Source organism: uncultured Ruminococcus sp. (genome assembly GCF_937915125.1).
Taxonomy (GTDB): Bacteria; Bacillota; Clostridia; order Oscillospirales; family Ruminococcaceae; genus Ruminococcus_C.
On the sequence record NZ_CALDMP010000020.1, the window covers coordinates 17,548 to 38,250 of the forward strand.

At 51.5% G+C, this 20,703-nt stretch carries 20 protein-coding genes; 7 read left to right on the plus strand and 13 right to left on the minus strand.

The genetic code is table 11. The annotated features are described in order from the left end of the window. Positions 1–85: 85 nt before the first annotated feature. The 5 genes from Q0418_RS01715 to Q0418_RS01735 form a co-directional block, all read right to left on the minus strand. Positions 86–994, minus strand: a complete 909-nt coding sequence (locus Q0418_RS01715) for a DUF2156 domain-containing protein (RefSeq protein ID WP_298481818.1) — start codon at positions 992–994, stop codon at positions 86–88. Then, entirely contained in the window at positions 988–1,662 is a 675-nt protein-coding gene (locus Q0418_RS01720) for a thymidylate kinase (RefSeq protein WP_298481819.1), read from the minus strand. The genes Q0418_RS01715 and Q0418_RS01720 overlap by 7 nt, the downstream gene beginning before the upstream one ends. Further along, entirely contained in the window at positions 1,655–2,422 is a 768-nt protein-coding gene (thyX, locus tag Q0418_RS01725) for an FAD-dependent thymidylate synthase (protein ID WP_298481820.1), read from the minus strand. The genes Q0418_RS01720 and thyX overlap by 8 nt, the downstream gene beginning before the upstream one ends. A 392-nt stretch (positions 2,423–2,814) precedes the next feature. Continuing rightward, the gene (locus tag Q0418_RS01730) at positions 2,815–4,089 is read right to left on the minus strand and encodes an adenylosuccinate synthase (protein ID WP_298481821.1); all 1,275 of its coding nucleotides are present in this window, start codon (positions 4,087–4,089) and stop codon (positions 2,815–2,817) included. A gap of 491 nt (positions 4,090–4,580) precedes the next feature. Further along, the gene (locus Q0418_RS01735; protein ID WP_298481822.1) at positions 4,581–6,224 is read right to left on the minus strand and encodes a dockerin type I repeat-containing protein; all 1,644 of its coding nucleotides are present in this window, start codon (positions 6,222–6,224) and stop codon (positions 4,581–4,583) included. A gap of 317 nt (positions 6,225–6,541) precedes the next feature. Between Q0418_RS01735 and rpsF the strand changes: the two genes are divergently transcribed. Genes rpsF through rpsR form a run of 3 tightly spaced genes read left to right on the plus strand, consistent with a single transcriptional unit; the run spans position 6,542 to position 7,675 of the window. After that, complete coding sequence (rpsF, locus tag Q0418_RS01740; RefSeq protein WP_298481823.1) at positions 6,542–6,832, plus strand: 30S ribosomal protein S6; 291 nt, start codon at positions 6,542–6,544, stop codon at positions 6,830–6,832. Between the two features lie 31 nt (positions 6,833–6,863). Continuing rightward, positions 6,864–7,379 carry a single-stranded DNA-binding protein gene (locus Q0418_RS01745; protein WP_298481824.1) on the plus strand — a complete coding sequence of 172 codons (516 nt, stop codon included), beginning with the start codon at positions 6,864–6,866 and terminating at the stop codon, positions 7,377–7,379. Between the two features lie 53 nt (positions 7,380–7,432). Further along, positions 7,433–7,675, plus strand: coding sequence for a 30S ribosomal protein S18 (gene rpsR / locus Q0418_RS01750; RefSeq protein WP_295214152.1), 243 nt, complete (start codon positions 7,433–7,435; stop codon positions 7,673–7,675). Positions 7,676–7,744: 69 nt separating this feature from the next. Here the strand turns inward: rpsR and Q0418_RS01755 are convergent, their stop codons facing one another. The 8 genes from Q0418_RS01755 to Q0418_RS01790 all read right to left on the minus strand — a co-directional run bounded on the left by Q0418_RS01755 (position 7,745) and on the right by Q0418_RS01790 (position 16,192). Continuing rightward, entirely contained in the window at positions 7,745–8,737 is a 993-nt protein-coding gene (locus tag Q0418_RS01755; RefSeq protein ID WP_298481825.1) for a hypothetical protein, read from the minus strand. Between the two features lie 305 nt (positions 8,738–9,042). Then, positions 9,043–10,323, minus strand: a complete 1,281-nt coding sequence (locus Q0418_RS01760) for an AI-2E family transporter (RefSeq protein ID WP_298481826.1) — start codon at positions 10,321–10,323, stop codon at positions 9,043–9,045. Positions 10,324–10,363: 40 nt separating this feature from the next. Then, positions 10,364–12,760, minus strand: coding sequence for a homocysteine S-methyltransferase family protein (locus tag Q0418_RS01765; RefSeq protein WP_298481827.1), 2,397 nt, complete (start codon positions 12,758–12,760; stop codon positions 10,364–10,366). 14 nt (positions 12,761–12,774) lie between these two features. After that, positions 12,775–13,113 carry a DUF86 domain-containing protein gene (locus Q0418_RS01770; protein ID WP_298481828.1) on the minus strand — a complete coding sequence of 113 codons (339 nt, stop codon included), beginning with the start codon at positions 13,111–13,113 and terminating at the stop codon, positions 12,775–12,777. Next, positions 13,103–13,411, minus strand: a complete 309-nt coding sequence (locus Q0418_RS01775) for a nucleotidyltransferase family protein (RefSeq protein ID WP_298481829.1) — start codon at positions 13,409–13,411, stop codon at positions 13,103–13,105. Before Q0418_RS01775 ends, Q0418_RS01770 begins: the two co-directional genes overlap by 11 nt. A gap of 198 nt (positions 13,412–13,609) precedes the next feature. Then, complete coding sequence (locus Q0418_RS01780) at positions 13,610–14,275, minus strand: 5-methyltetrahydrofolate--homocysteine methyltransferase (RefSeq protein ID WP_298481830.1); 666 nt, start codon at positions 14,273–14,275, stop codon at positions 13,610–13,612. After that, positions 14,269–15,144 carry a methylenetetrahydrofolate reductase [NAD(P)H] gene (gene metF, locus Q0418_RS01785; RefSeq protein WP_298481831.1) on the minus strand — a complete coding sequence of 292 codons (876 nt, stop codon included), beginning with the start codon at positions 15,142–15,144 and terminating at the stop codon, positions 14,269–14,271. The genes Q0418_RS01780 and metF overlap by 7 nt, the downstream gene beginning before the upstream one ends. 379 nt (positions 15,145–15,523) lie before the next feature. After that, the gene (locus Q0418_RS01790; protein WP_298481832.1) at positions 15,524–16,192 is read right to left on the minus strand and encodes a uracil-DNA glycosylase; all 669 of its coding nucleotides are present in this window, start codon (positions 16,190–16,192) and stop codon (positions 15,524–15,526) included. A gap of 283 nt (positions 16,193–16,475) precedes the next feature. Between Q0418_RS01790 and secD the strand changes: the two genes are divergently transcribed. From secD to nrdR, 4 genes are all read left to right on the plus strand, one after another. Beyond that, positions 16,476–17,900, plus strand: a complete 1,425-nt coding sequence (secD, locus tag Q0418_RS01795; RefSeq protein ID WP_298481833.1) for a preprotein translocase subunit SecD — start codon at positions 16,476–16,478, stop codon at positions 17,898–17,900. Then, positions 17,884–18,870 (plus strand): protein translocase subunit SecF, encoded by a 987-nt coding sequence (secF, locus tag Q0418_RS01800; protein ID WP_298481834.1) that lies wholly within the window; start codon positions 17,884–17,886, stop codon positions 18,868–18,870. Before secD ends, secF begins: the two co-directional genes overlap by 17 nt. A gap of 493 nt (positions 18,871–19,363) precedes the next feature. Further along, complete coding sequence (locus Q0418_RS01805; RefSeq protein ID WP_298481835.1) at positions 19,364–20,170, plus strand: sugar phosphate isomerase/epimerase; 807 nt, start codon at positions 19,364–19,366, stop codon at positions 20,168–20,170. Positions 20,171–20,172: 2 nt separating this feature from the next. Continuing rightward, the gene (nrdR, locus tag Q0418_RS01810; protein ID WP_298481836.1) at positions 20,173–20,619 is read left to right on the plus strand and encodes a transcriptional regulator NrdR; all 447 of its coding nucleotides are present in this window, start codon (positions 20,173–20,175) and stop codon (positions 20,617–20,619) included. The last annotated feature ends 84 nt before the right edge of the window (positions 20,620–20,703 follow it).

A 20,703-nucleotide genomic window follows, 5' to 3' on the forward strand; every position in this document is an offset into this window, starting at 1 on the left:
GGTGGCTATTCACCGCCCGCAGAAATCGTATTATTGACGTAATGCACGGGCGGATGATATCCACCCCTACAAATACGACCTTGATTCAAAGCAATTGTTCCGGCGTATCACACACTGCCATCCATTTTTCCAGCAGGAGCGCGGGATAGTAGGACAGCTTGGACTTTCGCAGTCCCGGCACGCCCAGATCCTCTTCCCGGTTCAGATAGGTGTACCCCTTGGCGAAATGGGCGGCGAATTGCTGCGCCATTGCCGGGAATGCACCGTGATAGCGTGTGTCTGCCTTTTCGATATGCACCCCGAACACATTGCTGCAAATGGGCTCGCCGATGGAAAAGGCGACAAGTTCGCCGTCTACCCGGAGCACACCGCCGCAGAGTTCCAATTCTGCAAAATGCGCAAAAAAGGTGTGAATGGCGTACTGTTCCATGACGCTGGAAGCATCTGTATAGCCGTCCTTTTCGTTATAGCTATGGGCAGCGAAGGCAATGCACTCGTCAAAATCCGCCGGCGTCATTTCCGAAAAAACAGCGCCGTATTTGGAAAACTGGCTGATGTGATTGCGCTTTTTGTGATATTTTTTCCCGGAAAGTGCTGTGAATTCTTCTGTCAGGTAGAGATAATCGGCACTGTCCCGGTCGTTATGCAGGGAAAACACGCCGGAAAATTCCCGTTCCAGAATGGGCAGCGTCTGCTCTGTCAGCCCGGCAATCACCAGAGGCTGTTTTGCCGCAGCGGCATATTCCGCCATTGCCCTGACGACACGGCGGTAGTCGCCTTTCCCCGAGGGAAAGGAAAAATGGGGTGCGCCGTCCTCTGTGGCAAAGGCACAGATGAGATAAAAGTCCTCAAACCGGGCAATTCTGGAATCCGCAGCACGATGCCACGCCAGATTGTTGGCGAAGCTGTATTCACAGCCCATAAAGTCCGACTGTTTCAGTGCCTTCTGAATCCAGGGGCGGTCGGCAAGGGTAATCTCCCGAAAACTCAGCATCCGAGTTCCTCCTGTATCTGCCGGAATAATTCGTCCCGGATCTCCGTGATGGAGCGCAGGGAAGTGCCCTCAGCGCATTCAATCCGATGCCAGCCCAGCCGTTCTCCGGCATAGCGTGCCGCCCGGTCGCACTGTTCCAGATATTGCAGGTCTGCCTCGTGAATGTCCTTTTTGGCAGCGTCACCCGCATAGCGTCTGGAGAGCAGCTGCTGGGATAATTCCAGAGGCATGGACAAAAACAGTACCAGATCCGGCTTTGGCAGTCCCAGCTTGTGGTATTCGTAATCTTCCAGCCATGCCAGATAATCGTCCCATTGTTCTGTAGGCAGCTTGCTCATCTGATGGATGGCGTTGGAGGTGGTATAGCGGCTGGCGAGGATCCACTCCCCAGCGCAGTAATTTTTTTCCCAGTCCAGCTTATAGTTGGCGTAGCGGTCTACAGCGTAAAAGCTGGATGCCGCATAGGCGTTGACACCGCCTGGGGTGTCGGAAAAGTCTCCGCGGAGGTACATTTTCACCAGTGCCGCCGAGGGCTTGTCATACATGGGAAAGCTGATGGGCTTCACCGCTTTGCCGTGTTCCCGGAGCAGCTGCTGTAACGCTTCGAACTGGGTGGACTTTCCGCATCCGTCCAGTCCGTCCAGTACAATGATCTTTCCATCAGCCATTGCGGATCACCTCGAATTTCTCCCGGACTTCCTTTGCCTTACCGCAGCTCATTTTGCCCTCCGTGCAGCTGCCGCAACAGCAGGATGGACCAGCGGTTCGGAACAGAGAGGGTGCAACTTCGCAGCAGAGCCGGAGCATTTCTGTGGCAACAGCACGGATCTCCCACTGTGCCCGGTTGCAGCAGCGCAGCCGGAAGAAGTTCCGCAGACTGCGGACATTCATGGTCAGTACCATTTTGGTCTCACAGGCATTGGGAAGCACATAGCGTGCATCCTCAATAGCTTTCTTTTCCGCCTTGGAGCGAGCAGCTTTTTCCGTCAGTCCCTGGGCCAGGAATTCCGGCACATATTTTGCCGCAAGTGCATCTGCCAGACGGTTGTATGCATCAATGGACTGCTGCATTGCCGCCTGGTATTCTGCCTCCAGCGCCGGGTCTGCGGCAATTGCCGGAGGTGTGATATAGACAAACTGATCCTGCCGCACATAGCGCTGGCTCTGTACGGAATAGGAGGCAATGCGGTGACGTGTCACCTGTGCCAGAAATGACCGGGACACGCCCTCAATGCCGAAGGTGAAGGTCACATGTTCCACAGGACTTTCGTGCCCGAAGCCGTCCAGCATTTCCACAAATTGTTCCGCACGTTCCAGAGAAATTGCATCCCGCAGTTCCTCGACTCCTGTATCCGAATAGCACAGCCGTGCCGCCGCTGCAACAGTCTGTTCCGGCTGGGGCGTATGTGCCAGCAAAACCACTTTCATCGAATCACGCTCCTTTATAATATACTTTTTTATTATACCATTATTCTGGAGATAAGTCAACTGGGGTGAAAAGGGAATCACACGTGTCGGCTTTATCATTCATCAAAAACGGCGCACGCTCCAAAGTACAGAGCAGTACGCCGTTTCGTTTCTGTTTTTGTAGGGCAATACCGCACAATCTTTGTACGGTATTGCCTTAAAATGCATATGGGCAACACCGCACAAAGAGCGCCTAGCGGCTTTGCACGTCATATGCTTGCATATTTTCCGTCATATTTCACAAAAATGCTCGTGAATACACAAAGTATTCACTGCGCTTTTTGTTTCATCTGACGAAAAATCTGACGGCGCATCTGACGCACAATCTTTGTGCGGTATTGCCTATGTTTAATTTATCGCTCCAGGATCTGGCTGCGATCCGGACCATTGCCCACCATGACTACCTTGCACTCGCAGACTTCTTCCAGCCGTGCGATGTACTTCTTGCATGCTTCCGGCAGTTCATCGAAGCTCTTGCAATTGGAAATATCCTCATCAAAGCCCTCGAATTCCTCGTAAATGGGCTTGCAGTCTGCCAGAGATTCCAATGCTGCCGGGAAATCTTTCAGTACAGTGCCATCGGGCTTTTCATAGCCAACGCACATTTTCAGCGTACCGATACCGCTGAGGGTATCCAGCTTATTGATTGCCAGACCGTCCAGACCGTTGGTGCGGACAGAATGACGGACGATCACAGCGTCAAACCAGCCGGTACGTCTCGGACGGCCAGTGGTTGTGCCGAATTCGCCGCCCTTATTGCGGATCAGTTCACCAGTCTCATCCTCCAACTCAGTGGGGAACGGGCCCTTGCCTACACGGGTGGTATATGCCTTTGCAACGCCGATGATATTGGTGATCATTTTCGGACCAACGCCAGTTCCGATGCAGGCACCAGCAGAGATCGGGTGAGAAGAGGTAACATAGGGGTAGGTACCGAAGTCGATATCCAGCAGAGTTGCCTGCGCACCCTCGAACATGATGGTCTTTCCTGCCTTGTTTGCCTCATAGGTCAGCACGGAAACGTCATCCACATAGGGTGCCAGGCGCTTGCCGTACTCAATATATTCTGCAATGACAGCGTCCAGATCAAATGCCTCGCCGCCATAGACCGCAGTGATGATCTTATTTTTCAGCATACCAGTGGTACGTGCCTTTTCCGCAAAAATTTCCGGATGCACCAGGTCATACACACGCAGACCACAGCGCTCATACTTGTCCATATAGGTAGGGCCAATACCACGCTTTGTGGTACCGATATCCGAATTGCCCCGGAACTGCTCCGACAGTCCGTCCAGTGCAATATGCCACGGCATTACCACGTGGGCACGGGGGTCGATCTTCAGATTTGCAGTGGAAATACCACGGCTTTCCAGACCATCCAGCTCTGATGTGAAATCCTTTGGATCCAGGACAACGCCGGCGCCAATGAGACACAGGGTGTCCGGGTACAGAATACCGGAGGGGATCAGGTGGAGCTTGTAGACTTCGCCGTTGTTGACCACCGTATGACCGGCATTGTTGCCGCCTGTGGCACGAACCACCACATCTGCTCTGGATGCCATGATATCAATGATCTTTCCTTTTCCTTCGTCTCCCCATTGTGAACCGACTACAATATTTGCAGGCATAAGAATTCCTCACTTTTCCAAATTACAGAATTTTCTTTCGGTTGCAGTATTCACTGCAGCATACAGTTCTATTATAGCAGGGTTTACGAAGAATTGCAATAGAATTTGCAGAAATTTTTCTTTTTTCGGAGTAATAAGGGCTTTCACATATTAGCTGTGTGCATTGCTGCATATTACTTATGCAAGTGGCTGGATGAGATCAGGGAATCATTTTTGGCAGCAACAGCAAAAAAGAACCTCCGCAGAAGTGCTATTCTGCAGAGGTTCGACTGTTTTGGAACATCCAATTGTCATTTTGAAACTATGCAAAATGCAATTTTTTAGGGCAACACCGCACAAAGAGCGCCTGACGGCTTCGCAAATCATATGCTTGCATCTTTTCCGTCATTTTTGCTTCATCTGACGGCGCATCTGACGCACGATCTTTGTGCGGTATTGCCTTAGGTATAAGGGTTTGGGAATGCAATGTCCGGTACGCAATGGGACGGAGATCAGAACCGACCTTCCTCGTCCTTGATTTTGCTCCACATATATCGCAGCATCCATCCATCAAAATCGGTGATTTTCATGGATGAGCCTGCCATCATGAGAGAATTCTCACCGCCCGGGAATCCTCCCGGCGGAAAACCGTTATATTCGCCTTCGCCGCCGTAGAAGTCCGTCATGCCAAAGCCGTGCCCGATCTCATGTTCCAGAACGTGAAGTCCTGTGCCGTCCAGCATATTCAGATAGGCATCGTCGGAGAGCCGCTGTCCCCAGTCGCCGCCGCAGCCGCCGATGGACGGGAACCCCTGGGTCGCCCATAGATACATGTCAAAGCGTGCGTCCAGACCGCCGGGATATTCGTAGGAACTGTCTGCAAAATGGTCGAAGCGGGACAGCTCGCTGGGTGCACTGGGAAGCTTGTCCGGAATGGTCTCCACGCCGTTTGAGGTGTCATAGGTGCTGTCGTACGGCTCGATGAGATCGTCATATACTACCTCGTCCGGCTGCAGATCCAGCAGCACAGACTTGTCCAGTACTGCCCAGCCCACAATGTTGACCTCAATGTTGTCATACTCCCAGCCGTCCCAGCCGGAGAGCCATTTTGCCCAATCGTTGATGCTGTCGCTCACCAGCTGTTCGAACTGCTGCCGCTGTTCCAGGGTGACAGTTTTGTAGGACTGCCAGCGCACCACATAATTGATAGTGCCCTTTCCGGCAACGATCTGGTCGAAAATTGTATTTCTGCGTTCGGTGGACTTTTCCACTGCAATGCGGTTGTCCCAGATCCAGTCTGCTGCATACTGATATTCTGCCGGGAAGTCTGCCATGGTAAACTCTGGTGTCGTTGTTGTGGTAGTGGTAACGCTTGTGGTTTCAGCGACAGTGGATTCTGTCGTCAGTATGGTACTTTCTGTTGTTGTAGTTGTTTCTGTCGGTGCAGTCGTTTCTATCGGTGTGGTTTCAGTGATAATCGGTTCTGGGAGCGGGGGGGTCTGGCTGCACTGGGGAATCTGCGGCACCGGGAAGGTGAGGGGTTCGCCCAGGAGATAACGCTGTAACAGGGAGACGTCCGAGCCGCTGAGCGTTCCATCTCCGTTGAGATCGCCGATTCCAGTCTGGACAAAATCAGCGTTTCCGGTCACCAGCTGGCGCAGGATCGCCAGATCCATGCCGTCCAGCACGCCGTCCTGGTTCATATCTCCGGCACGGAGATTGGTGACAGCCTCTGGTGTGACCTGGGCATAGACGGGATTTTCCACACCGCTGCGGAACCCGCTGAGTATGCCGTCTGCGGACAGGTCAAATGTATCGGGCGTGGTGGAAAGAAACAGACTGCCGTTTCCGCCCTCTGCCAGATAATACTGCCCCTCAGATAGGGCAGACTTGATGGTAATGCCGAAGTCCGTTTCGGTAAAGTACCAGGTGTTGTAAGCCGCAGCGCCGTCTGCTTCGAAAAAGTCCACAGAGATGCCCTCGGCTTCTGTACCGCCGGCAACGCTCAGATATTTTCCCTCTGTGTTCCGCAGAACATAACCTGTCCAGGTGTTGTATTCCGCTGAGGATACTGCAAGGACGGGAAGAGACGTGACAGTCAGAGCCGCCGCTGTCAGAATGGCTGCGCTCCGGCCGATGTTTTGCTGATGTTTCATACATCCTCCGTTTCTTTGTTTTAATGAGGAATGAGGTGTCAGGCATGAGGCATGGCGGTGTTGCCTTTAATCCATCGCCGCAGGCAATAATATTCCTCATTATAAATAGTTCTCATGCTGCTGATATTTCAATTATGCCACAGAATTTGTGTAATGTCAATAGTTTCCTTGAAAAATGAGAAAAACAATTGTGATAGAGAAAACGGAAAAATACCGAAAAAAGCTCTTGACTTTTTTGCGGCTATCTGGTATAATAGGTGTGTTATCCTTGTTCGTGCCATGCGCACGGGCGAAATCCAGAAGGAGGTGTATTGAGTATGGCAAAGAAACAGGAATCCTACGAGCTGATGACGGTTTTCAGTCTGAAGAACGGGGAGGATGCGGCAAAGGCACTGGTTGAAAAGTTCCGTGACAAGATCGCATCTGCTGCCACACTGGATGAAGTAAACGAGTGGGGCAAGCGCAAGCTGGCATATCCGATCAACGATGAGCCGGACGGGTACTACGTACTGTATACCTTTACGTCCACTCCGGATGTTCCGGCAGAAGTAGAGCGTGTTCTGAACATTACAGACGGCGTTCTGCGTTCTTTGGTAACTGTAAAGTAAGTGTTTCAGAAAAGATCAGAAAGGAACCGATATGCTGAACAAAGTGATTTTGATGGGCCGTCTGTGTGCAGACCCGGATTTTCGTCAGACGACAAATGGGACACCGGTTTGCCGCATTCGTGTGGCAGTTGACCGTCGGTTTTCCAATAAGCAAACGGGTGAACGTGAAACGGATTTTATCAATGTGACCTGCTGGCGGCAGTCGGCTGAGTTCGTTAGCCGTTATTTTCACAAGGGCAGTATGGTCATTGTGGAAGGCAGCCTGAGAAATAACGATTACACAGACCAGAATGGCGTCAAGCACTACAGCATGGAAGTACAAGCTGACAACGTTTCCTTTGGAGAGTCCAAGCGTGCTGCACAGGAAAGCGGCGGCTATCAGGGTGCATACCAGCAGCCGTCTTATGCACAAGCGGCTCCGGCAGCCCCGGCACAGCCTGCGGCACCTGCACCGACACCGGCGGCAGCACAGGCACCCGGCGCATTGCAGTTGGGCGATCTGGGCGATTTCGAGGAGATCCTCAGCGACGGCGAAGTGCCGTTCTGATCTGACGAACAGCGAAAATGAATACCGCATTGCAGATAGGAGGATATATCAGCATGGAGAGAGAAAGATCTCAGCGCGGCGGAAAGAGACCGCGGAAAAAGGTCTGCATGTTCTGCGTGGATCGTGTAGAGCGCATTGATTATAAGGATGTTGCAAGACTGAAGAAGTGCATGACTGAGCGTGCAAAGATTCTGCCCCGCAGAGTTACCGGCACCTGTGCATTCCATCAGCGTGAACTGACAACTGCGATCAAGCGTGCAAGACACATTGCACTGCTGCCGTATGTCAGTGACTAATTGAGAAAAAACGAAGCGCTTCGGGCATTTGTCCGAAGCGCTTTTTGCTGATGTAATTGGGAATGGGAATCAATCCCAGCCAGGTGTACCGCCCACAGACTCCGCCGCATAGTGCCGCAGAATCAAGTAAGCGTCATCCCCATTCACAACGCCGTCACCGTTGACATCCGCAGCGGCAAAGGCAGCGGCTTCTCTGGCTTCATCGCTGTTGTCCGTGAAGGCGGTGTCTGCGCCCACGGAAGCTTTTGCATAATAGCAGAGGGTATGGTAGGCGTCGTCAGGGGTGATTTGCGTGTCATTGTCGGGGTCGCCTTTCAGTTGGGCGGTGTAGGTGAGCACATTATAATATGTAGCGCCATTCCAGATGGCATCCATTGCATACGGTCTCAAATAGACAGCATAAACAGAGGGCATGGTCTCCAGAATTGTTTTCATGAGGCTGTACTGTTTATCCCAATCTCCATCGTCCCCAGCGATAATGTGTGCTTGTGTCCCGTTTAATTTATAGTCAGAGCTGTTCAGCCAACTGAAATCACTGTCAGTAAATGCTCTGTCTGCATAGACAGTCATGGTGCCTACCGTGGGAATATAATCGGAACGATATTCGTGGTATGCACTTTGCAGTATCATTTCTGTGACCAATCCGGAGCGAAGCAGAGGTATGGCAGCCGCTTTTGCATCCTCTTGTTCCCACTCACTGTCGCCCAGTGGCTCTGCATAGGAAAATCCACTAGGTGCATCTTTACCGGTAGCACAAAGTCTACCGTCCTCTAGCACCTCGATGTAATATTCCTCCGAAAAAACAGCTTGAAACGCTTCTGCATCCGTACATGTTACAAGAAAAACAGATGATGGGTTATAGTCCCGATAGGTGCGATTGTTTACATCCGGCGCGTAGCGATATTCATCGCTGTAAATACGTGTGAGAATTGTTCCGTCTGCCTCTATGGTACTGGTGACATCGGTGTTGATTTCCTCAGCGGAAACAATGCCATAAGGCATACTGTTCAGCACCATCCCTGTGCCAAGCAGAATTGCGAAAGTCTTTCTTACTTTTTTCATAAAAACCATCCTTTCTGTTTTGCGGTGACAATCCCTGTCAACCGCTTTTGATAGGTTATCTTTTCTCTGGGGAGAAACAATTTCAGCGTAAGGAAATTCCTTCCTCCCCTTGCTACCATTATATCATTTTTGTACAATTTTGTCAATACTCTATGTTGGAAATTGCTGTTTTTCACAAATTCGCAGGGAGAGATTTGTATAAAATCATATTGTATGGGATTAATAAACAAGTTCAAATTTCAATCGAGAGAACGCAAAAAAAGACAGGAACACCGGTGTACTCGGCAGTTCCTGTCTGCTGTTTTTTATTCTGAATCCGAAGGGGAATCGTTCTTTTTGACACGATTGCGAATGCGTTGGACCGTTTTGCGGATGTGCCACTTTCGTTTTTCCGGCTTTTGGGACTGACCGTCATCCTGGCTGGATGCAGTTTTTTCCCGGACCACTGTATAGATAATTGACATCACCGGGACACCTACAACCATGCCGATGACGCCGAAGAGACCACCGCCTACGGTAATGGCAAAGAGCACCCAGATCGCCGGCAAGCCGATGGACGAGCCCACAACACGTGGATAGATCAGGTTGCTGTCCACCTGCTGGGCAATGATGACGATAATGACAAAGGCGATGGCGTGCCAGGGGTTTACCATAAGCAGGATCAGAGCACAGGGGATGGTACCCATCCAGGGACCCACATAGGGGATCATATTGGTGATACCGATAATAACGGCAATCATCATGGGATATTCCAGACCGCCGATGCTCATGACGCAGAAGATCAGAACTCCCAGGATAAATGCGTCTGCGATCTGACCGCTGATGAACTTGGAGAAAGTCGAGAAGGTGAGAGTGCCATAGTGGGTCAGACGGCGGTAATACTTTTGAGGCAGGAAGTGGCGCAGGATCCGTGTGCCCTGACTGCGCAGCTTGTTCCGTCCGGCGAGGACATAGACGGAGAAAATCAGACCAATGAAAAAGTCAATGACGCCGCCGATGAGACCGCTTGCCCAGGTGCCGATGGTGCCCACAGCATCTGGAATGTATGTGGTCAGGCTCATGAGCTTGGTGCGCAGGGTCGCCGGATCGAAGCCGTTTTCGTTCAGCAGGTTCAGGATCTGTTCGCCCTTGTCGCTGTTCAGGAATTTCATGGCATTATTATAGTATATCATAATATTGTCCGTGAAATCCCTGATACTGGTGATAAACTGGGGCACGATGATGCGGATGATCACTGCCAGTATCAGAAACAACAGGAAATAGGCGCAGAATACGGACAATGCACCTGCCGGAAACCGGGGCGCTCGTTTTTGTACCTTGGAAAGAAGCTTTTCGATCTGACAGGTGGGACGATATAACAGAAAGGCAATGATCAGTCCGATGGTGATGGGGCGGATGACATCAAAGACATATGCCACCATATTGGTGAACATTTCCCGTTTGATGAACAAAAATGCCACCAGCAAAAGGACCACGCCGCTGAAAATAATGGTGGCAGCCCATTGCTTGTTGACCAAATCCCATTTTCGGATCTTCTTTTCTTCTTCGTCCAGCTCTGGCATATCACCGGTGGGTTCTGTTGCCATAAAACTCCTCCTTTATATCCATAACTATGCATTTATAATCTTATCCAACGATTTGTTTCGCCACAGCCACAGTATCCATGGCATCCTTGGCGTAGAAGTCAGCGCCAATCTTTTCCGCATAATCCGCCGTGAGCACTGCGCCGCCCACAACGACCTTGCAGTCCGGACAGGACTGTTTCACCAGCTGAATGGTCTCTTCCATGGCACCCAGTGTAGTGGTCATCAGCGCCGACAACCCCACCAGCTTTACGCCGTGTTCTTTTGCTGTATCTGCCACCAACTGGCAGGGGACATCCCGCCCCAGATCTAGTACAGTGTAGCCGTAATTCTCCAGCAGTACCCGAACAATATTCTTGCCGATGTCGTGGATATCGCCCTTTACCGTTGCCAGAACGATCTCACCCCGGCTCACCGGTGCGGCATTGCGCTGGATCAGTGTGGTCTTGATGACTTCAAAAGCCGCCTGTGCCACGCCGGCAGTCTGGATCAGCTGGGGCAGGAAGATCTTTCCCTGCTCAAACAGCTTTCCGGCTTCGTCCAGTGCCGGGATAAGCACGCCGTTCACCACTTCCATGGGATCAGTGGTTTCCAATAACTGCGCTGTGATTTTTGCCCCTTCGTTTTTCAGCCCGTGGGACATAGCATAGGGCAGATCCAGAGCCTCTGGTTTTGATTCCGGGGAAGGGGATTTCCCGGCGGAAACTGGAGCGGCAGCAGGGGCAGCCGTGGGCATACCCGCATATGCTTCAACAAATTCTGTGCAGTTCCGGTCGATACCGTCCAGTAACCGATAAGCACGCACCGCTTCTGTCATAGAGGCAATGTTGGGGTTGATAATAGGCAGATCCAGCCCGTTTTCCAGTGCCATCGTCAGGAATGTCCGGGTGACAGCCTCTCGGTTGGGGAGACCAAAGGAAATATTGGATACGCCCAGGACGGTTTTCAGCCCGAGTTCCTCTTTCACCCGACGCAGTGCCTTTAAGGTCTCCCGTGCGCCGTCCTGTTCTGCGGATGCGGTCAGGGTCAGGCAGTCAATATAAATGTCTCGCTTCGGAATGCCCAGCGCCGTGGCACGGTCCAGGATGCGCTTTGCAATGGCGAACCGATCCTCTGCTTTCGGGGGAATGCCGTTTTCATCCAGTGTCAGTCCGACTACAGCAGCGCCGTATTTTTTCACCAGGGGCAGGACATTCTGGAGAGATGCCTCCTCACCGTTGACGGAATTTACAATAGGCTTGCCATTGTACACACGGAGCGCCGCTTCCAGCACTGCCGGGATAGTGGAGTCCAGCTGCAAGGGCGTGCCGCCGATGGACTGGAGCGCCTTTACCGTGCGGATCATCATGCCTTTTTCGTCAATCCCAGGCATACCCACATTCACATCCAGCAGATCTGCACCGGCGTCCACCTGCTGCACTGCCTGATCCAGGATATAATCCATATCATTTGCCTGCAATGCCGCCTTGAACCGCTTTTTTCCTGTGGGATTGATACGCTCACCGATGATGCGGGGCTGGTCAATGACCACCACTTCCGAAGGGGAGCAAACTGCCGCCGGAATGTCCGGGATTTCTTTCTTTATAATAGGTGTTTGTTCCAACAGGTTGTATGCCGCCTGAATATGTGCCGGGGTCGTACCGCAGCAGCCACCGTAAATGGTAACGCCCAGCTGCGCAAATTTCGCCACAGCAGCGGCAAATTCTTCGGGAGACACCAGATATTCTCCGGTAATAGGGTCAGGCAGCCCGGCATTGGGCTTTACGATCAGGGGCAGGGTCGTCCACTTTGCCATTTCTTCCACAATGGGATACAGTTCATCCGGCCCCAGGGAACAGTTCACGCCGATTGCATCAGCCCCAAGACCTTCCAGCGTCATTGCCGCCGATGCCACAGTACAACCTGTGAAGGTACGCAGGTTCGGCTCAAAGGTCATGGTACAGAGTACGGGCTTGTGGGAATGTTCCTTTGCTGCCAGAAGTGCCGCCTTTGTCTCGTACAGATCGGTCATAGTCTCAATGACGATCAGGTCGGCATCCTGTCCGGCTTCGATCTCCTCCCGGAAAATATCATATGCTTCTTCAAAGGTCAGCGTGCCCAGCGGTTCCAGCAGCTGTCCGATAGGACCGATATCCAGGGCAACCTTTGCAGAGGTACCCTCGCAGGCTTTTCTGGCGCAGGCAATGCCGGCGGCAATGAGTTCCTGGACGGAATAGCCGGACTTCGCCATTTTGTGGCGATTTGCGCCGAAGGTGTTGGCATAGACCACATCGGCACCGGCATCCAGAAAGGCACGGTGCACGGCGATGATACGTTCCGGCTCTGTAATATTGTACACCTCAGGCAGTGCGCCTACAGGCATACCGCCTTTCTGGAGCATAGAGCCGGTGCCGCCGTCTAAGCGGATGAATTTTCGGTTGGGGAATAGGGAAGAGAGCATAGGGGGTTGTCCTTTCAATTCAAATACTTTTTGATTTCCATTTTCAAGAAAGCAAGATCGTCATGGATGGTGTCCCAGACAATTCGCATATCTACACCAGAGTAACCATGTACAATACGGTTGCGCATACCATATAATTGTTTCCATGGTATAGATGAAATTTCTATTTTGGCGGCATCACTGAGTCCCGTCTTTGCGAGTTCGCCGATTTGCATCAGATTAAAAACACAAGCTTCTATGCGCATGGAGTTCTGTTGAAACTCCTCAAGTGTATCACAATCTGTGCAATATTCTAGTATAGAAGTAATGTGATTGTATATTTTCAAGAGGATTTGTCTGTCTTTATGATCCATAAATCGCCACCCCACTTTTCATGATTTCAGTTTCGATTTCAGAATCAGGTATGATCTGCGTTACGTCCAGTAAATCTACATCTTTTCCCAGAGAATCGACGACATCTTCCAGCAAGCCGAAGAATGCCAGACCCTTCAGACCGCTGTCTACCAAGATGTCAATGTCGCTGTGTTCGTTTGCCATTCCCTTTGCATAGGAACCGAACAGAATGGCTTTTTTGACGTGGTAATGCAGAAATATGGGCTCTAATATGGTTTGTATCTGCTGGGGTGTATAGATTTCGTTTTTTGTTTTCATAAGAGATACACTCCTTTTGCCTATTGGGCACCTCTAAAAACCTATGACGTTCGTCAAAATGCCCAATGAACACCGTCTTCGTCGTTGCAAAACCTTGCCAGACACAAAGTATGCCTGCGGTTTTGCGCCTAGAATCCGGCGTCCCTTGTGCACTTTGCCGAATCGCCTAGGTTTTTAGAGGTGCCCTATTGCTGTATGTCAGCAATGCCCGCCGCCCTTCCGGAACGCACAAGTTTCCCGCATCCGGCAGGTAGCACATCCTCTTGCGCCCTTTTTCAAAGGCTGCTCAGACAAGCCGATAAGTGCCGTCACAGATTTCCGTGGGATGAGGATATTCTCCGCCGTCACCGTCAGCCCCAGCCGCTTCTGGGCGTCCAGCAGCTGCAAGATCCGGGGCTGCAATTCCAGAGGCAGGTCACCGTATCCCGGACTGAACCGCCAGGTGAAATACACCCCCGGCAGCTGTTCCTGGAAAAACAGTTCCGCCCGGTTGCAGATCTGTTCAATGCCGGCACTTGCCAACGCATCCAGCGCCAGGGAACGTGTCATATCGGAAATACCGGCACGGTGAATCAGCTGGTCTGCCTGCCCGGAAAGTGTCGCTGCCATAAGCAGGATCCGGTCACAGCCACCCAGATGCTTTGCAATATCCGTACCCGGCAGGGGCAGCGCACCGGCGGAAAGACTGTCTCCATCTCTGGACAGGGGCAGTACCCGATAGATCACTCTGGGCTGGGCAGTTTTTTGCAGTGCCTTTTCGCAATTATCCACCAGCGCTGTGAAAGCTTCGTCCGGTTCGCCGTGATACCCCATATACCGGAGCGCCTCTTTCCGGTTAATGGGTTCCAGAGACAGGCTCAGCATACGGGCACCGCTTTGAGAATACCGCTTACAGCTTCGCTGATCTTCCGTGCTACGTAAGGGTTGTTCATGGTGTACAGGTGAATGCCGTCCACGCCGTCTGTCACGAGATCCACGATCTGGTCAATGGCGTAGGCAATACCGGCATCCCGGAGTGCTTCGGGGCTGTTCTCAAACCGCTGTACCATTTTGGTAAACTTTCTGGGCAGACTTGCACCGCACATGGTCACCATACGCTCGATCTGCTTCCGGTTGGTCACCGGCATGATACCGGCTTCAATGGGCACATTGATACCAGCACGGGCAGTGCGGTAGCGGAAATCATAGAAAGTATCGTTGTCGAAAAACAGCTGGGTAATGAGGTGATTTGCGCCGGCATCCACTTTCTCCTTTAAATGGCGGATATCCGTGTCCAGATTGGGTGCCTCCGGGTGGCATTCGGGATAGCAAGCCGCCGCAATATCAAAGCCGCCCTTGTCCCGGATATAGGCAATCAGCTCAGATGCGTGGATGAAATCCTCAGCCGGCTGCATCCCCTCGACCCGGTCGCCACGGAGTGCCAGGACGTTTTCAATGCCATTTTCCCGGAACTGTTCCAGGATCCGGTCGATCTGATCTTTTGTATAGTGGATGCAGGGAAGATGTGCCATGGGTGTTACGCCGTACCGTTCTTTCAGACGGCGTGCAATGGCAAGGGTATTTTCCCCGTTACCGCTGCCGCCTGCGCCGAAGGTGACGCTGATAAAGTCCGGCTTCAGATCCTGCAATGCTTCCAGGGTATCATAGACTGTCTCAATGGGTGATGTCTTTTTCGGCGGGAAAATTTCAAAAGAAAAAACTGTGTGATTGGAGAACATAGATGTAATTTTCATGGGGGATCAACCTTTCTGTGTTGGTATATCCTAAACGGTTATTTCTCATATTATAGCACATTACTGGGAATTTCGGTAGAGTGTAATTTTGAATCGAAAGCCATAGATTTTTTCTATAGCCAGAAGCGTGATATTGAAAAGACAAACAGAACCCCGCTGAAGGGACGGATATCATCCGCCCGGGTTCTTTGTGCGGTGTTGCCTTAAGGCAACACCGCACAAAGAGCGCCTAGCGGCTTTGCACGTCATATGCTTGCATCTTTTCCGTCATATTTCACAAAAATGCTCGTGAATACACAAAGTATTCACTGCGCTTTTTGTTTCATCTGACGAAAAATCTGACGACGCATCTGACGCACAATCTTTGTGCGGTATTGCCTTAAATACTCCAGTCGATCTCCGGCAATCCACGTTCCCGTAGGAATGCGTTTGCCTTGGAAAAATGCTTACAGCCGAAAAATCCGTGATATGCCGAAAGGGGGCTGGGATGCGCCGCCGTTAGCACCAGGTGCTGGGAATGCTGGATAAGGGCTTTCTTGGACTTGGCATTATTCCCCCACAGCAGGAACACCACCGGTTCTTCTCTGGCATCCAGAAGCCGGATCACATCGTCTGTGAATTCCTCCCAGCCCTTGCCCCGGTGGGAATTCGCCTGCCCTGCACGCACTGTCAGCACCGTATTTAGAAGCAGTACCCCGTGCTTTGCCCAGTTGGTCAGTTCGCCGTGCTTTCCGGTGTTATCAATGCCCACATCATCCTTGATCTCCTTAAAAATATTCACCAGAGACGGCGGCGGTGCAACGCCCTGGCGGACGGAAAAGCACAGCCCGTGTGCCTGGTTGGGACCGTGATAGGGATCCTGCCCCAGGATTACCGCCCGGACATCGGCATATGCGGTGTATTTCAGAGCGTTGAAAATATCGTACATGCCGGGATAAATGGTTTGGGTACGGTATTCCGTCAGCAGGAACTGCCGCAGATTCTGATAATATGTTTTGGCGAATTCGCCCTCTAAAATGGTATCCCAGTCGTTTCCAAAGTGTACCATGGGTGTCATGCCTCCTTTTCTTTCGAATTTCTCATTTCTCCTATTATACCATAAGAATAAACGAATTGCAACGTTGTTTCAAAAAGTTTCCCGGCTGAATTTGGAGAAGTCGCCGAAATTTTGACTTTCAAATCGGCAATGTTGTACAACTTTTGCATTTCCTATTGACTAATTGCGAAAATTGGAATATAATAATAAGTAATTGTCGATCGTGCATTCTGCCGACGGCACAGTATACTATGCGGTTCTGCCACAGACAGACCGCAGCACAGGAGGCTAAATCGTGAGAAAAGTAAAAAAACCTGTTTTCTTCATTGTATTTGCCGTTATCGCTCTGTTTGCACTCACCACTGTATTCGGTGTAACCTCCCAGTATGGTGATACCGTCACGACCTATGTTCATGGGGTCGGCGATATCCGTCTGGGCATCGATATCCAGGGCGGTGTAGACGTGACCTTTGAACCGGCGGGCGATGTGGATGCAACGGAGGAACAAATGGACGCGGCGCTAGAGACCATCAAGCTCCGTCTGGCAAACCAGAACATCAGCGACAGCGAGACCTATGTGGACTACAAGAGCAGCCGCATTATCGTGCGGTTCCCCTGGCAGGCGGGCGAGACGAATTTCGACCCGGAAGAAGCTGTCAAGGAACTGGGCGAGACCGCTGAGCTGACTTTCCGCAAGGGTACCGATTCATCCTACGATGAAGCGGGTAATATCATTCCTGCCGGTGACATCGTACTGACGGGTGCCGATGTCGAAAAGGCTGGCACCGGTGCGACCCAGGATGATACTACAGGCGAATACACCTGGATGGTCACTCTGGATCTGAATGAAAGCGGTAAGGAAAAGTTCTATGAGGCAACTTCAGAACTTTACTCGCAGCAGGGTCAGATCTCCATCTGGATGGACAACACCATGATCTCTGCACCGTCTGTCAGCGCTGTGATCTCAGACGGAAAGGCGACCATTACTGGTGACTTTACATATGAAAGTGCCAAGGAACTGGCAGACAAGATCAATTCCGGTGCACTGCCCTTCTCCCTGGAGACCACCAGCTTCAAGACCATCTCCCCGACCATGGGCGAGGGTGCGCTGACAGCAATGATCATTGCCGGCGTCATTGTACTGGCATTTATCATTGTTTATATGATCGTATTGTACCGTCTGATGGGTGTAGTAGCGTCTATTACCCTGATCGGACAGGTTGCCGGTATGCTGGCAGCGGTTTCCGGCTGGTTCGGCTTTATGTCCAGTACGACGCTGACTATTCCGGGTATTGCAGGTATCATCCTGTCTGTCGGCATGGGCGTCGATGCGAATATCATCACCGGCGAGCGTATCCGTGAGGAACTGCGCAAGGGCAAGAATCTGGATACAGCGCTGTATTCCGGCTATCACAGAGCCTTCAGTGCCATCTTCGACGGAAACCTGACGGGTATTATCGTATCCATCGTGCTCATGGGTGCATTCGGCGTGCCGGACAGCATCTGGGCGAAGATCTTCAACAACACGATCTTCTACTTCTTCGGCGCAACCACCGAGGGTGTTATCTATTCCTTCGGCTTCACGCTGATGACCGGTCTGATTATGAACTTTATCATGGGTGTACTGGCGTCCAGACTGATGACCATGTCTCTGTCACGCTTCAAGTGCTTCCAGAACAAAAAGCTTTATGGAGGTGGTATTGATGTCAAAGCAGACTAAAGAACCGAAACAGTTTGATGTTGACGTAAAAGTGCGCAATTTTTGTGGCAAGTCGAAGCTGTTCTTTCTGATTTCTCTTGCACTGATCGTCATTTCATTTCTCTCCACCTTCACTGGCGTAGATGTAGCGCTGGAATTCAAGGGCGGTACCATTATCACTTACAGCTATTCCGGCGAAATGGATGAAAATACCATTGAAAGTGAAATCGGCGCGCTGGTTGGCTCTTCTGTCAATGCCCAGGGCGGCGAAAGCCTGGACAGCGATACAAAGACCCTGTCCCTGTCCTTCAGCTCCAACGAGGGTCTGACCATTGAGCGTCAGGCTGAGGTAACAGACAAGATCCAGGAACTCTATCCGGACAGCGAGCTGGAGCTTCTGGATGCCAACGATGTGGATGCCACATCGGGCAGCGAATTCTTTGCCAAGTGTATCGTTGCTGCGATTTTTGCAGCACTGATCCTGATCGTGTATATTGCACTGCGATTCAAGCAGATCAGCGGTTGGTCTGCGGGCGTGTGTGCAGTATTGGGACTTCTGTCCACGCTGATCGTTACCTATGGCGGCGTGGTACTGTGCGGCTTTGAGATCGACTCCAACTTCATGGCAGTTATCCTGACACTGCTGGGTTATGCCATCAATGATACGATTGTTATCTACGACCGTATCCGTGAAAATCAGACGCTGCTGCCGGGAATGCAGGTCAATGATCTGGTGAACATCAGTTCCTCTCAGTCCCTGCGCCGTACACTACGTACCTCTATCACCACATTCAGCTCTATGCTGGTTGTCACCATTGTCTCTATTGCAATGGGTCTGACCTCCATCCTGAGCTTCTCCGTTCCCATGATGATCGGTATTGTGATGGGTACCTATAATTCTATCTGCTTTGTACCCAGCCTGTGGGTATGGTGGCAGAAGAAGCGCGGTATCAGCGTTTTGCAGCCTGTGAAGAAAAAGGCGAAAGTATAAGTTTTTTCTGAGCGAAAAATGAGAAAACGAGTCAGTGCGGTGCATTGGCTCGTTTTTTTGCGGTTCAGAGGTTAGATGTAGTACCCTGTCACAGCTAAAATTTATTCCGTTGAAAACGTCCCACCGGGACGTTTTCAAAATTTTGCTTGTTGAAAAAGGCTTACAGGGGGAAAGCGGTCTTGTCCGCTTTCCCCTCGAAAAGCTGCCGCTTTTCTCACCCCTTTTCTCCGCGGCGCAAAAGGATGCGCCAGGGTGTCTCGCCGTCTGCAGACGGCGACCAGGGACGCTGTCCCTGGACCTGCGCCAGCTGTGCTCAGCTGGACCAGCATGATGAGCACCCTTTTTTATGTTGGTTAAGAAACAATTTTCAATTGATGCAATGTATCACATTGTGTTCTCGTTATTTAAAATGATTTCTGCGGAAAATCATGCGAATTCTATTGAAATTTTTTCAAAGGCATGGTATAATGGAAAAAACGGAAGGAGGGATCCTATGCTGCGTGCCGGTGTTTCCACGGCGTGCCTCTATCCCCGGGTGGTGGAAGAGGCGCTGTACGACCTGGCGCTTGCCGGCGTTTCCCACGTGGAAATTTTCATCAACACCCATGCAGAACTGCGCCGGAACTTTGTGGATACGCTGGCGCAGGTGATGCAGCGGTTTGAGATGACCTGTCGCTCGCTCCATCCGTTTACCAGTGAAATGGAGCCTATGATGCTCTTTTCCAACTATCCGCGCCGCGTGGAGGATTATCTGGAATACTGCCGCCACTATTTCACGGCAATGCAGCGGCTGGGCGCAGAGGTGTTCGTGCTGCACGGCAATAAAGTACCAGCAGGGACGGTGAACCGAGAGCTTTATTTCGAACGGTTCCGACGTCTGGCGGAACTGGGAGAATCCTACGGCGTCATTGTGGCGCAGGAAAATGTGGCACGCTGTACCAGTGCATCTTCGGCGTTTCTCAAGGAAATGTGCGGCGGTCTGGGAAAACAGGCTCGCTTTGTGCTGGATGTGAAACAGGCGGTGCGCTCCGGTGAGGATCCTCTTGCCATGCTGAAGCTGCTGGGCAGTCACGTGGTGCATGTCCATATCAGTGACCACGGGCAGTACGGTGATTGTTTGCCCATCGGAAAGGGTCGGTTTCGGGTGAACGCCTTTCTGGAGACCCTTGCGGAAGTCAGCCCCGATTGTTCCGTGATTCTGGAACTATACCGCAGCGGTTTTTCCGATGTATCGGAGCTGGCGAGTAATTACACCCTGCTGCAAAATCGTATCCACGCAATACAGAAAGGAGGCGTCTGAAAATGCATTGTCCCTTTTGCGGAGAACGGGATACCCGCGTGCTGGACTCCCGTCCCTCTGAAACCAAGATTCGCCGCCGCAGAGAATGCACTCGCTGCGGAAAGCGGTTCACCACCTATGAGGTAGTGGAGCGACCGCTGCTGATGGTGCAGAAAAAAGACGGTTCCTTCGAGGCGTTTGACCGGAACAAGCTGATTACCGGTATTTTTAACGCCATTAAAAAGCGCCCTGTGAGCATGGAACAGGTTTCCGCCATGATCGACCAGCTGGAAAATCAGTACGCCAACGAAATGCGCAGTACTGTGACCTCCTCTGAGATCGGCAATATGGTCATGGAGATGCTCAAGCAGATCGACGCCGTTGCCTATGTCCGCTTTGCCTCGGTTTATCAGGATTTTACGGATGTTGCCGGATTTATTGCGGTAATCGGCGCATTGGATCAGTCGTAATGCGGCTTTTTGCCGCATAACTATATTACGGCAACACCGCACAAAGAGCGCCTAGCGGTTTTGCACGTCATATGCTTGCATATT

Coding starts and splice junctions, on each gene's coding strand:
- Q0418_RS01715 (WP_298481818.1), bottom strand. CDS start 994: ATGCTGAGTTTTCGGGAGATTACCCTTGCCGACCGCCCCTGGATTCAG.
- Q0418_RS01720 (WP_298481819.1), bottom strand. CDS start 1,662: ATGGCTGATGGAAAGATCATTGTACTGGACGGACTGGACGGATGCGGA.
- thyX (WP_298481820.1), bottom strand. CDS start 2,422: ATGAAAGTGGTTTTGCTGGCACATACGCCCCAGCCGGAACAGACTGTT.
- Q0418_RS01730 (WP_298481821.1), bottom strand. CDS start 4,089: ATGCCTGCAAATATTGTAGTCGGTTCACAATGGGGAGACGAAGGAAAA.
- Q0418_RS01735 (WP_298481822.1), bottom strand. CDS start 6,224: ATGAAACATCAGCAAAACATCGGCCGGAGCGCAGCCATTCTGACAGCG.
- rpsF (WP_298481823.1), top strand. CDS start 6,542: ATGGCAAAGAAACAGGAATCCTACGAGCTGATGACGGTTTTCAGTCTG.
- Q0418_RS01745 (WP_298481824.1), top strand. CDS start 6,864: ATGCTGAACAAAGTGATTTTGATGGGCCGTCTGTGTGCAGACCCGGAT.
- rpsR (WP_295214152.1), top strand. CDS start 7,433: ATGGAGAGAGAAAGATCTCAGCGCGGCGGAAAGAGACCGCGGAAAAAG.
- Q0418_RS01755 (WP_298481825.1), bottom strand. CDS start 8,737: ATGAAAAAAGTAAGAAAGACTTTCGCAATTCTGCTTGGCACAGGGATG.
- Q0418_RS01760 (WP_298481826.1), bottom strand. CDS start 10,323: ATGGCAACAGAACCCACCGGTGATATGCCAGAGCTGGACGAAGAAGAA.
- Q0418_RS01765 (WP_298481827.1), bottom strand. CDS start 12,760: ATGCTCTCTTCCCTATTCCCCAACCGAAAATTCATCCGCTTAGACGGC.
- Q0418_RS01770 (WP_298481828.1), bottom strand. CDS start 13,113: ATGGATCATAAAGACAGACAAATCCTCTTGAAAATATACAATCACATT.
- Q0418_RS01775 (WP_298481829.1), bottom strand. CDS start 13,411: ATGAAAACAAAAAACGAAATCTATACACCCCAGCAGATACAAACCATA.
- Q0418_RS01780 (WP_298481830.1), bottom strand. CDS start 14,275: ATGCTGAGCCTGTCTCTGGAACCCATTAACCGGAAAGAGGCGCTCCGG.
- metF (WP_298481831.1), bottom strand. CDS start 15,144: ATGAAAATTACATCTATGTTCTCCAATCACACAGTTTTTTCTTTTGAA.
- Q0418_RS01790 (WP_298481832.1), bottom strand. CDS start 16,192: ATGGTACACTTTGGAAACGACTGGGATACCATTTTAGAGGGCGAATTC.
- secF (WP_298481834.1), top strand. CDS start 17,884: ATGTCAAAGCAGACTAAAGAACCGAAACAGTTTGATGTTGACGTAAAA.
- Q0418_RS01805 (WP_298481835.1), top strand. CDS start 19,364: ATGCTGCGTGCCGGTGTTTCCACGGCGTGCCTCTATCCCCGGGTGGTG.
- nrdR (WP_298481836.1), top strand. CDS start 20,173: ATGCATTGTCCCTTTTGCGGAGAACGGGATACCCGCGTGCTGGACTCC.